Source organism: Enterobacter quasihormaechei (genome assembly GCF_004331385.1).
Taxonomy (GTDB): domain Bacteria; phylum Pseudomonadota; class Gammaproteobacteria; order Enterobacterales; family Enterobacteriaceae; genus Enterobacter; species Enterobacter quasihormaechei.
In genome coordinates this window covers 71,727-83,697 of the sequence record NZ_SJON01000008.1, presented here as the reverse complement: position 1 = coordinate 83,697, position 11,971 = coordinate 71,727, and the positions used below count along the sequence as shown (strand labels likewise).

At 57.6% G+C, this 11,971-nt stretch carries 7 protein-coding genes; 5 read left to right on the top strand and 2 right to left on the bottom strand.

From position 1 onward, the window contains the following. A complete protein-coding gene (gene glgP, locus E0L16_RS12425) occupies window positions 1–2,448 on the top strand; it encodes a glycogen phosphorylase (RefSeq protein ID WP_063865388.1) in 2,448 nt (815 codons plus the stop codon). An 86-nt stretch (window positions 2,449–2,534) separates the two neighbouring features. Here glgP and glpD read toward each other — a convergent pair whose 3' ends face one another. Further along, window positions 2,535–4,043 carry a glycerol-3-phosphate dehydrogenase gene (gene glpD, locus E0L16_RS12420; RefSeq protein WP_131637029.1) on the bottom strand — a complete coding sequence of 503 codons (1,509 nt, stop codon included), beginning with the start codon at window positions 4,041–4,043 and terminating at the stop codon, window positions 2,535–2,537. Window positions 4,044–4,231: 188 nt separating this feature from the next. Between glpD and glpE the strand changes: the two genes are divergently transcribed. The 3 genes from glpE to E0L16_RS12405 are packed head-to-tail and all read left to right on the top strand — an operon-like array spanning window position 4,232 to window position 6,217. Next, on the top strand, window positions 4,232–4,564 hold the full coding sequence (glpE, locus tag E0L16_RS12415; RefSeq protein ID WP_063865391.1) for a thiosulfate sulfurtransferase GlpE: 333 nt from the start codon (window positions 4,232–4,234) through the stop codon (window positions 4,562–4,564). Window positions 4,565–4,611: 47 nt separating this feature from the next. After that, the gene (glpG, locus tag E0L16_RS12410) at window positions 4,612–5,442 is read left to right on the top strand and encodes a rhomboid family intramembrane serine protease GlpG (protein WP_107534085.1); all 831 of its coding nucleotides are present in this window, start codon (window positions 4,612–4,614) and stop codon (window positions 5,440–5,442) included. Between the two features lie 16 nt (window positions 5,443–5,458). Next, window positions 5,459–6,217, top strand: a complete 759-nt coding sequence (locus E0L16_RS12405) for a DeoR/GlpR family transcriptional regulator (RefSeq protein ID WP_063865393.1) — start codon at window positions 5,459–5,461, stop codon at window positions 6,215–6,217. Between the two features lie 81 nt (window positions 6,218–6,298). Here the strand turns inward: E0L16_RS12405 and malT are convergent, their stop codons facing one another. Next, entirely contained in the window at window positions 6,299–9,004 is a 2,706-nt protein-coding gene (gene malT, locus E0L16_RS12400; protein ID WP_131637028.1) for an HTH-type transcriptional regulator MalT, read from the bottom strand. A gap of 573 nt (window positions 9,005–9,577) precedes the next feature. Between malT and malP the strand changes: the two genes are divergently transcribed. Then, window positions 9,578–11,971 carry a maltodextrin phosphorylase gene (malP, locus tag E0L16_RS12395; RefSeq protein ID WP_063865395.1) on the top strand — a complete coding sequence of 798 codons (2,394 nt, stop codon included), beginning with the start codon at window positions 9,578–9,580 and terminating at the stop codon, window positions 11,969–11,971.

The window sequence follows — 11,971 nt, the reverse complement described above, 5'->3', positions numbered from 1 at the left end:
ATGAACGCTCCATTTAGCTACTCTTCCCCCACGCTCAGCGTTGAGGCGTTAAAGCACTCCATCGCCTATAAGCTGATGTTTACCATTGGGAAAGACCCCGTTATAGCCAACAAGCACGAATGGCTGAACGCCACGCTGTTTGCGGTGCGTGACCGTATGGTCGAACGCTGGCTGCGCTCCAACCGCGCCCAGCTTTCGCAGGAGACGCGACAGGTGTATTACCTGTCGATGGAGTTTTTGATAGGTCGCACCCTCTCCAACGCGCTGCTGTCGCTCGGGATTTATGACGACGTCAAAAACGCGCTGGAAGAGATGGGTCTGGATTTAGAAGAGCTGATTGACGAAGAGAACGACCCGGGGCTGGGTAACGGTGGTCTGGGGCGTCTTGCCGCGTGCTTCCTTGACTCGCTGGCAACGCTGGCGCTGCCGGGGCGCGGCTACGGTATTCGCTACGACTACGGCATGTTCAAGCAGAACATCGTCGATGGCCGTCAGAAAGAGTCCCCGGACTACTGGCTGGAATACGGTAACCCGTGGGAGTTCAAGCGCCACAACACGCGCTACAAGGTGCGTTTTGGCGGGCGTATTCAGCAGGAAGGGAAAAAATCCCGCTGGGTGGAAACCGAGGAGATCCTCGCCGTGGCCTATGACCAGATCATCCCCGGCTACGACACCGATGCGACCAACACGCTGCGCCTGTGGAACGCGCAGGCCAGCAGCGAGATCAACCTGGGTAAATTCAACCAGGGCGACTACTTCGCGGCGGTGGAAGATAAAAACCACTCCGAGAACGTCTCCCGCGTGCTTTACCCGGATGACTCCACCTATTCGGGCCGCGAGCTGCGCCTGCGTCAGGAGTATTTCCTCGTCTCGGCAACGATTCAGGATATTCTCAGCCGTCACTATCAGCTGCACAAAACCTACGCCAACCTGGCGGAGAAGACCGCGATTCACCTCAACGACACCCATCCGGTGCTGTCGATCCCCGAGCTGATGCGTCTGCTGATTGACGAGCATAAGTTCAGCTGGGACGACGCGTTTGAGGTGACCTGTCAGGTGTTCTCGTACACCAACCATACGCTGATGAGTGAAGCGCTGGAGACGTGGCCGGTGGACATGCTCGGTAAAATTCTGCCGCGCCATCTGCAAATCATCTTCGAGATCAACGACTACTTCCTCAAGACCTTGCAGGAGCAGTACCCGAACGATACCGGCCTGCTGAGCCGCGCGTCGATCATTGATGAATCCAACGGTCGCCGCGTACGCATGGCCTGGCTGGCGGTGGTGATCAGCCACAAGGTGAACGGCGTGTCAGAGCTGCACTCGAACCTGATGGTGCAGTCGCTGTTTGCGGACTTCGCGAAGATCTTCCCGACGCGTTTCTGCAACGTGACCAACGGCGTCACGCCGCGCCGCTGGCTGGCGCTGGCGAACCAGCCGCTCTCCGACGTGCTGGATGAAAACATTGGCCGCACCTGGCGCACCGATTTGAGCCAGCTGAGTGAGCTTGAGCAACACATTGATTTCCCGACGGTGAACAAAGCCGTACGGGAAGCCAAGCTGCTGAACAAGAAACGTCTGGCGGTGTGGCTGGCTATGCACCTCAACGTGGTGGCGAACCCGAAAGCGTTGTTTGACGTGCAGATCAAGCGTATCCACGAGTACAAGCGTCAGCTGATGAACGTGCTGCACGTGATCACCCACTACAACCGCATTAAGGCTGACCCGACGGCGGAATGGGTGCCGCGCGTGAAAATCTTTGCCGGCAAAGCGGCGTCCGCGTACTACATGGCGAAGCACATTATTCACCTCATCAACGATGTGGCGAAGGTGGTCAACCACGATCCGGACATTGGCGACAAGCTGAAGGTGGTATTCATCCCGAACTACAGCGTGAGCCTGGCGCAGCTGATCATTCCGGCGGCGGATCTCTCCGAGCAGATTTCCACGGCGGGGACGGAAGCGTCCGGCACCAGCAACATGAAGTTTGCCCTGAACGGCGCGCTGACCATCGGCACGCTGGACGGCGCAAACGTCGAGATGCTTGAGCATGTGGGGGAGGAGAATATCTTTATCTTCGGCAATACGGCGGAAGAAGTGGAGGCGCTTCGCAAGCAGGGCTACTCGCCGCGCGAATATTACGAAGAGGATGAAGAGCTACGCCAGGTGCTGACGCAAATTGCCACCGGGGTGTTCAATCCTGAGGAGCCTGGACGCTATCGTGACCTGGTGGACTCGCTGATTAACTTCGGCGATCACTATCAGGTGCTGGCGGATTACCGCAGCTACGTGGACTGTCAGGACAGGGTAGACGAGCTGTACCGTCAGCAGGAGAAGTGGACCAGCGCCGCGATGCACAACATCGCCAACATGGGGTACTTCTCGTCAGACAGAACCATCAAGGAGTATGCCGAGAACATCTGGCATATTGATCCGGTGCGGTTGTAAAAATTTAGCCCGGTGGCGCTTCGCTTACCGGGCCTACAGGATCGAGTAGGCCGGGTAAGGCGGAGCCGCCACCCGGCTTTTTTCATTTACGACGCCAGCGACAATTCACGCTTTCCCGCATGTTGCGCCAGCCACTGCGCGACGCGAGACTGCTGCTCGGCATTCAGCCACATCCCTTCTTTAGTACGACGCCAGATGGCATCGTCCAGGCGACGCACCCACTCGTGTTCAACCAGGTAGCGCAGCTCCGCTTCATACAGCTCATGACCGAAATGTTCGCCCAGGTCGCCAATCTCTTTCGCGTCGCCGAGGAACAGCTCGGTATTGCTGCCGTAGGTGCGGGCATAGTGGCGCGCCATCCCTTCGGTGATGAACGGGAAGCGGCGACGCAGCTTCGCGGCGTAATCGTCGCGGTTGTCGCCGATATCCCCGCCCGGCAGTACCGCCTCTTTGGTCCACGCGGGGCCGATGCCTTTATAGTACGGCGCCAGTTTTTCCAGCGCGTGCTCGGCCAGCTTGCGGTAGGTGGTAAGCTTGCCGCCAAACACTGACAGCAGCGGCGCCTGACCGTCTACGTCGTGAATATCGAGCGTATAATCGCGGGTGATGGCCTGCGGTGAGTCAGATTCGTCATCGCACAGCGGACGCACGCCGGAGTAGGTCCAGACCACGTCATCGCACGCCAGCTGTTTCTTAAAGTGCGCGTTGTACACCTTCAGCAGGTAGCTGACTTCACTCTCGTCGATCTCAACGTTTTTCGGATCGCCTTTGTACTCCACGTCGGTGGTGCCGATGATGGAGAACTCGTCCATCCACGGGATCACAAACACGATGCGTTTATCTTCGTTTTGCAGGATGTAGGCCTGCTTCTGAGTATGTACGCGCGGCACCACAATGTGGCTGCCCTTGATCAGGCGAATGCCGTACGGTGAAGGCAGGTGCATTCCATCGTCGAAGAACTGCTTCACCCACGGGCCGGTGGCGTTCACCAGGCCGCGTGCTTTCCAGCTGAACTTCTCGCCGGTATCCACGTCTTCTGCTTCCACAATCCACAGGCCGTTTTCGCGGCGGGCGGCGGTCGCGCGGGTGCGGGTTTTCACCTCGCCGCCTTTCTTCTCGACCATCTGGGCGTTAGCCAGCACCAGACGTGCATCGTCCACCCAGCAGTCGGAATATTCGAAACCGCGCACGATTTCAGGCTTAAGGACCGATTCTGAGCCAAAACGCAAACCGTTCGAACCCGGCAGGCTGGTGCGTTTGCCGAGATGATCGTACATAAACAGGCCGATGCGGATCATCCACGCCGGGCGCAGGTGCGGGCGGTGAGGCAGGCGGAAGCGCATCGGGATCGCCAGATGCGGGGCCATTTTCAGCAGCACTTCGCGTTCGGCCAGCGCTTCGCTGACCAGGCGGAATTCGTAGTGTTCCAGGTAGCGCAGGCCACCGTGGATCAGCTTGGAGCTGGCGGACGACGTCGCGCAGGCGAGATCGTTAGCTTCCAGCATCAGCACGGATAAACCGCGTCCTGCGGCATCAACCGCAATACCGGCACCGTTGATGCCACCGCCTATCACAATCAGATCTTTGGTTTCCATAACACCCTCATGCACTTTCGTTAAAGCTCAGAAATGTTCGATATCGCTCATAATAGCAAAGGAACGCGCTTTTGGTAACATCAAAAAAACAATTTAGAGTGATATGGATAACATAATGGCGTTTACCCGCCGCCAGGACGTACACTACGGGGTAAAATCTTGTCGTTGACCACTGTAAAGAGAACACCATGGATCAGTTTGAATGTATTAACGTAGAAGAAGCCCATCAGAAGATGCACCAGAAAACCGCGGTGCTGGTGGACATCCGCGATCCGCAGAGCTTTGCCATGGGCCACACGCCGGGCGCGTTCCATTTGACCAACGACACGCTGGGCGCGTTTATGCGCGATAACGACTTCGAAACCCCGGTGATGGTGATGTGTTACCACGGCAACAGCAGTAAAGGCGCAGCGCAGTATCTGATCCAGCAGGGCTACGATGCGGTGTACAGCGTCGACGGCGGCTTTGATGCCTGGCACCGTCATTTCCCGGCAGAAGTAGAATACGCGTTTGAGCGCTGATCCCGCTATACTGTCCCCTTTTGTGTGGAAATAAGCGACCGCTGCCCATGTTGATGATCACCTCTTTTAGCAACCCACGCGTCGCCCAGGCGTTTGTCGACTATATGGCGACGCAGGGCATAATCCTGACTATTCAGCAGCATACGCAGACGGACGTCTGGCTGGCGGACGAAAGCCAGGCCGAGCGCGTGAACGCCGAGCTGGCGCGTTTTCTGGAAAACCCGGGCGACCCGCGCTATCTGGCGGCAAGCTGGCAGTCCGGACAGACGGGCAGTGGCCTGCACTATCAACGTTTTCCTTTTCTCGCCACCCTCCGCGAGCGCGCAGGGCCGTTTACCCTGCTGCTGATGGCGGCCTGCATCATCGTCTTTATCATTATGAGCGTGGTGGGCGACCAGAGCGTGATGATTGCCCTGGCATGGCCGTACGATCCCTCCCTGCAATTTGACGTCTGGCGCTACTTCACGCATGCGCTGATGCACTTCTCGGTGATGCATATCCTCTTTAACCTGCTGTGGTGGTGGTATCTCGGCGGGGCGGTGGAGAAGCGACTCGGCAGCGGCAAGCTGATTGTCATCACGGTGATCAGCGCCCTGTTGAGCGGCTATGTGCAGCATAAATTCAGCGGCCCGTGGTTTGGCGGGTTATCCGGCGTGGTTTACGCCCTGATGGGCTACGCCTGGCTCAGAGGCGAGCGCGACCCTGAAAGCGGCATCTATTTACAACGTGGATTAATAACCTTTGCGTTAATATGGCTTATTGCCGGATGGTTTGATCTGTTTGGTATGTCTATCGCCAATGGTGCGCACGTTACCGGCCTGGCGGTCGGGCTGGCGATGGCGCTTGCCGATACGCTCCATGCGCGAAAACGAACATAATTCTCAGGGATAATTGATGAAACAAACACAACGTCATGACGCCATTATCGAACTGGTCAAAAAACAGGGATACGTCAGTACGGAAGAGCTGGTGGAGCAGTTTGCCGTTAGCCCGCAAACCATCCGCCGTGACCTGAATGACCTTGCCGATCAGAACCGTATTCTGCGGCATCACGGCGGCGCCGCCCTGCCGTCCAGCTCGGTGAACACCTCGTGGCATGACCGTAAGGCGACGCAAACGGCAGAGAAAGAGCGTATCGCCCGTAAGGTAGCGAGCCAGATCCCGAACGGCGCGACGCTGTTTATTGATATCGGCACCACGCCGGAAGCGGTCGCCCACGCGCTGCTGGATCACGAGAACCTGCGCGTGGTCACTAACAACCTGAACGTGGCCAACACCCTGATGCAGAAAGATGATTTCCGCATCATTCTCGCGGGCGGCGAGCTACGCAGCCGCGACGGGGGCATTATCGGTGAAGCGACGCTCGATTTTATCTCCCAGTTCCGCCTCGATTTCGGCATTCTGGGGATCAGCGGCATCGACACTGACGGCTCGCTGCTGGAGTTTGATTATCACGAGGTGCGCACCAAGCGCGCGATTATTGAGAACTCGCGCCACGTGATGCTGGTGGTGGACCACTCGAAGTTTGGCCGTAACGCGATGGTGAACATGGGCAGCATTGGCCTGGTGAATGCGGTCTATACCGACGTAATGCCGCCGGCGGGGGTGATGCAGGTGATTAAGGATAATAATGTGCAGTTAGAGCTGTGCTAGCCGTTTTGTCGGGTGGCGCGGCGCTTACCCGACCTACAAAACCCGTAGGCCCGTGCAAGCGTAGCGCCGCCGGGCAATAAATTACACACCGTACCCCATCATCTTCAATAGCTGCTGCGCATGCTGTACCGCGTCCTGACGGTGCGCCACGCCCAGCTTCTGATACAGATTACGAATGTGCGTTTTGATGGTGGTCGCCGCGACGGCCAGCTCACCGGCTATCTGGTCATTGCTGTAACCGGAGTAGATCAGCCCCAGCACCTGCCATTCACGCTGGGTGAGCGGGCTGGTGCGGATAAGTTCCGGCACTTCCGGATGGTTCAGCAGACGCTCCACGAAGTTCTCATCGAAGTGCGCAAACTTGTGGCGGTGATGCTGGTTGATCTCGCGCAGAATGCGCTGGGCGCGATGCTGGTCGAGTTCCGGCAGCGTGTTGAGCTGAATCAGCTGGCGCAACTGCTGGGCCATCACTTCACCTTCAATCACAAAGTGGCTGATAAACCCGGTGCGGTTCGCCAGCTGCAACGCTTCCAGCAGCACGCGCTGGGCATCGTTTTTACGTCCCGCCTGCCAGTAAAGCTGGTTTAACAGCAGCAGGTTGCGGTTCAAATCGCTCATCAGACGCAGGCTGCGGGCGTTTTCATTTAACTCTTCCAGCACGATCTCGGCAGGCTCGAAGTCACCCAGCAGGATCTGCACGCGGGCAATATTGCGCCACTGGCTTTGCAGGAAGTGGTTATTGGCAAATTCTGGCTTAGGCGTCTGACGCAGCCAGTGGGCGGCGGACTTTTTATCGCCGGTCATCTGCCAGTAAATTACCCGAACCTTATCGGCGTTGGACACCCAGTCGCTATGGTACTGCCCGTTGCCGAGCAGGTTTTCCAGGCGATTAAGGTGGTTGCGGGCATTATCCAGGTCACCGCGCGCCAGCGAGCACTGTACCAGCAGGGCCAGACACTGGAGTTGCTGTTGAGGCTGGAAGCTCGAAAGCACGTTCAGCCCCTGGCGGGCGCAGCTTTCTGCTTCATCCAGACGCGACCATGCCCACAGCAGCTGAGCGCGAATACGCAACAGGAACTCGTGCATCGGCAGCTGTTCCAGATGCTGTTCACGGATCAGCTGGAACGCTTTCTCCTGGTTTTCCCAGGCAGCTTGCAGGAACCCCTGAGCAAATAAAATCTCGCTTTGCTGGATCAGGCTCCACAGGGCGTAATGCCAGACATCGTGGCGGCGCGCCATCTGTTCGGTTTGCTGCATGAGCGAAAGCGAACGCGTGAGGTCGCCCTTGCAGTGCAGCACTTCGCCGTGCACTGAGGTGGCCACAATGCGGCTGTAAAAATTCGCCAGCGACAGCTCATCCAGCGCGACCATCGCCAGCCGTTCGGCCTCATCCGGGTCGCCGTCGTTAATCGCTACCTGCGCGCGCAGGGCGTTAAACTCGCCGTGCAGGATGGTATCCATCTCGCTTTCCATCTCCTGCTCGGCGCGCGCCAGCAGGGTGTTCACTTCGCTGTAGCGATGCTGGCTCTGCATCAGCCAGGCCTGGAGCAGCACCAGACGCGGATTCTCCAGCAGGCTCTCCCACGGCAGCGCTTTTAACGACTCTTCCAGCAGCGACAGTTCGCTGTGGTTGAACAGTCCCCACGCGTGATTGAGCAGAATATCGCGCAGCATACCGGCATCCCCGGCGGCCAGCGCGTGGTGAATAGCCTCGCTCGGGAAACCTTGCGCCATCCAGCTTTCGGCGGCGGCGCGGTGAATGTCAGGCAGCTCTGCGGCCAGCTCCCACTGACAGCGCTGGCGCAGGAAGCTGCCAAACAGCGGATGGTAGCTAAACCATTCGCCGGGATCGTCCATGCGCGTCAGGAACAAACCCTGACGTTCAATCTCTTCGAGCTGAAGCTGCCCGTTTTCGATGCCGGTGACGCGCACGATCAGCGCATCGTTCATCGAACGCAGCAGGGAGCTTTTCAGCAGGAAATGGCGGGTGGAAAGGTCAACGCTGTCGAGTACCTCATCCACCAGATAATCCGACAGGTGGCTGGCGTTGATGCCCGCCAGGCGGCGTGCCGACTGGTGCGTCGGGCTGTTGTTTTGCCGCGCGGAGAGGGCAATCAGCTGAAGCGCCGTGGCCCAGCCTGCAACGTCATCACACAGGCGGCTGCTTTCAGACGCCTCGATCGGAGACGTCAGACGGCAGTCAAAGAACTGTTTCGCTTCCTGATGGGTAAAGGCCAGCTGCTGGCTGCCGATTTCCAGCAGTTGATCGCGCACGCGCAGGTTAGCAATGCCCAGCTGCGGAAGGTTGCGCGACAGGACCACCAGCGTCAGGTTTTCCGGCTGATGGCGCAGGAAGAAACGCATCGACTCGTGAATGACCGGGTTCGTGATCAGATGATAATCATCAATCACCACGTACAGCGGGCGATGCCATTCGGCCAGCTCGATAAACAGCTGTGAGAAAAGAGAGGACAGGCTGGCGTACTGGCGCTTTTGCACCATCACCTCGCTGGTGACGCAGTGCCCGTTGGTTGCCTGCTGAATAGCGGCAATTAAATAGCTGGCAAAACGCTCCTGCTGGTTATCCCCTTCATCCAGGGAGTACCAGCCAAGATCGCTTTTGCCTGCCGCCCACTGTGAAATGAGCGTTGTTTTTCCATAACCCGCAGGACTCGTAACCAGCGCCAGTCGGAAATTATGCGCACCGGAAAGTTTAGCCAGCAGGCGCTCGCGGACCACAGTATGGTCAAGACGAACCGGGCGACTTAATTTGGACGGAATCAACATAGTTTTCACTTCACTGTGGGGAACGAGAAAATTTATTTTTTTTGCGCTTCGTAATTAATACCTATAAGTTCGGCCAATACAGGAACTATTGCAAGTTATGTCTGGGTTTGGAGGCTCTGAATTTGCACTCTGTCACAAAACATTCTCATCTATGTTGGAACTTTTGTTAAATGGCTGGATGCCGCGCTGCTGCTGGCTTGTCTGCAAGGTGTACGGTTGCGCTGAAACTGGTTTCAGGAGGAGATAATGACGCTGAAGTTAATAAACTTTGGCAAAGGTTGCGTGGGCTTAATAGTGGTGCTGAATATTCCGGGCGCCCGGAAATCATATTCTTCGTAAGTAATCATTTAAGCGATAATTAATTTCCTCCGAAACGGTATTTCACTTCTTTGACACGCTTCCGGTATATCTTTTTTTTGCGAAGCGCGCACTCACACAGTGGCCTCGATCACACTTTTATGCTCATCCCCGCTACTCCTCCCTGCCTAATCCCCGACAGGAGGAGGAAGAGGCGCAGTGAGCCAGGCACACTAGCGCCAAATGTGTTTTCTCTCTACAGGATGCCGATTCCCTATGTCACAGCCTACTTTCAACAAAGCTCAATTTCAGGCTGCCCTGACGCGTCAGTGGCAGCGTTTTGGCCTTCATGCTGCAAACGAGATGACGCCTCACCAGTGGTGGCAGGCGGTGAGCGGGGCGCTCGCGGAGCAGCTGGACGCTCAGCCCGTGACGAAGCCTGTTAAGGGCCAGCGTCACGTCAACTACATTTCGATGGAGTTCCTGATTGGCCGTCTGACAGGCAACAATCTGCTGAACCTTGGCTGGTATCAGGAAGTGGGTGACGTGCTGAAAGAACACGACATCAACCTGACCGATTTGCTGGAAGAAGAGACGGACCCGGCGCTGGGTAACGGCGGACTGGGACGTCTGGCCGCCTGCTTCCTGGATTCCATGGCAACGGTTGGCCAGTCGGCGATTGGCTATGGTCTGAACTACCAGTACGGCCTGTTCCGTCAGTCGTTCGCTGACGGCCACCAGATGGAAGCGCCGGACGACTGGCACCGTAATACCTATCCGTGGTTCCGCCACAACGCGCAGCTGGACGTGCAGGTCGGGATTGGTGGGAAAGTGACGAAGCAAGGGCTCTGGGAGCCGGCGTTCACCATTACCGGTGAAGCCTGGGACCTGCCGGTGCTCGGCTACCGTAACGGCGTGGCGCAGCCGCTGCGCCTGTGGCAGGCGAAGCACACGCATCCGTTCAACCTGACCAAATTCAACGACGGTGATTTCCTGCGCGCCGAGCAGCAGGGTATCGACGCCGAGAAGCTGACGAAAGTGCTCTACCCGAACGACAACCATCTGGCGGGTAAAAAGCTGCGCCTGATGCAGCAGTACTTCCAGTGCGCCTGCTCCGTGGCGGACATTCTGCGTCGCCATCACCTGGCGGGCCGCAAGCTGGCGCAGCTGCCGGACTTCGAAGTCATTCAGCTCAACGACACGCACCCGACCATTGCCATCCCGGAACTGCTGCGCGTGCTGATTGACGAGCATCAGCTGAGCTGGGACGACGCCTGGGCCATCACCAGCCGCACCTTCGCCTACACCAACCACACCCTGATGCCGGAAGCGCTGGAGTGCTGGGATGAGAAGCTGGTGAAAACGCTGCTGCCGCGCCATATGCAGATCATCAATAAGATTAACGACCAGTTCAAAACGCTGGTGGAGAAAACCTGGCCGGGCGATAAGGCCGTCTGGGCGAAGCTGGCCGTGGTGCACGACAAGCAGGTGCGCATGGCGAACATGTGCGTAGTCAGCGGTTTTGCGGTCAACGGCGTGGCGGCGCTGCACTCTGACCTGGTGGTGAAAGACCTGTTCCCGGAATACCACCAGCTGTGGCCGACCAAATTCCACAACGTGACCAACGGCATCACGCCGCGCCGCTGGATCAAGCAGTGCAACCCGCTGCTGGCCGGCCTGCTGGATAAGACCCTGAAGAAAGAGTGGGCCAACGACCTGGACCAGCTCATCAACCTGGAAAAATATGCCGACGACGCGAAGTTCCGCGAGCAGTACCGCGCGATCAAGCTGGAGAACAAAGTTCGCCTGGCGGCGTTCGTGAAAATGCGCACCGGGATTGAAATCAACCCGAACGCGATTTTCGATATTCAGATCAAACGTCTGCACGAGTACAAGCGTCAGCACCTGAACCTGCTGCACATTCTGGCGCTGTACAAAGAGATCCGCGAGAACCCGCAGGCCGACCGCGTGCCGCGCGTGTTCCTGTTCGGTGCGAAAGCGGCGCCGGGTTACTACCTGGCGAAAAACATTATCCTCGCCATTAATAAAGTAGCGGCGGCGATCAACAGCGATCCGAAGGTGGGCGACAAGCTGAAGGTGGTGTTCCTGCCGGACTACTGCGTCTCTGCGGCTGAAATGCTGATCCCGGCGGCGGATATCTCCGAGCAGATCTCGACCGCCGGTAAAGAAGCGTCCGGTACAGGCAACATGAAGCTGGCCCTGAACGGCGCGCTGACCGTCGGCACGCTGGACGGCGCGAACGTCGAAATTGCGGAGAAGGTCGGTGAAGAGAACATCTTTATCTTCGGCCATACTGTTGAAGAAGTGAAAGCCATCAAAGCCAAAGGGTACGACCCGGTGAAATGGCGTAAAAAAGACAAAGTGCTGGATGCGGTGCTGAAAGAGCTGGAAAGCGGTAAGTACAGCGACGGCGACAAGCACGCGTTTGACCAGATGCTGCACAGCATGGACAAACAGGGCGGCGACCCGTATCTGGTGATGGCTGACTTCACGGCTTATGTTGAAGCGCAGAAGCAGGTCGACGTGCTGTACCGCGACCAGGACGCCTGGACCCGTGCGTGTATCCTGAACACCGCGCGCTGCGGCATGTTCAGCTCTGACCGCTCAATCCGTGATTATCAGGCCCGTATCTGGCAGGCAAAACGCTAA

Bases quoted from the DNA above. Each gene is read 5' to 3' on its own strand.
- E0L16_RS12405 (WP_063865393.1), top strand. From the start codon at position 5,459: ATGAAACAAACACAACGTCATGACGCCATTATCGAACTGGTCAAAAAA.
- glpG (WP_107534085.1), top strand. From the start codon at position 4,612: ATGTTGATGATCACCTCTTTTAGCAACCCACGCGTCGCCCAGGCGTTT.
- malT (WP_131637028.1), bottom strand. From the start codon at position 9,004: ATGTTGATTCCGTCCAAATTAAGTCGCCCGGTTCGTCTTGACCATACT.
- glgP (WP_063865388.1), top strand. From the start codon at position 1: ATGAACGCTCCATTTAGCTACTCTTCCCCCACGCTCAGCGTTGAGGCG.
- glpE (WP_063865391.1), top strand. From the start codon at position 4,232: ATGGATCAGTTTGAATGTATTAACGTAGAAGAAGCCCATCAGAAGATG.
- malP (WP_063865395.1), top strand. From the start codon at position 9,578: ATGTCACAGCCTACTTTCAACAAAGCTCAATTTCAGGCTGCCCTGACG.
- glpD (WP_131637029.1), bottom strand. From the start codon at position 4,043: ATGGAAACCAAAGATCTGATTGTGATAGGCGGTGGCATCAACGGTGCC.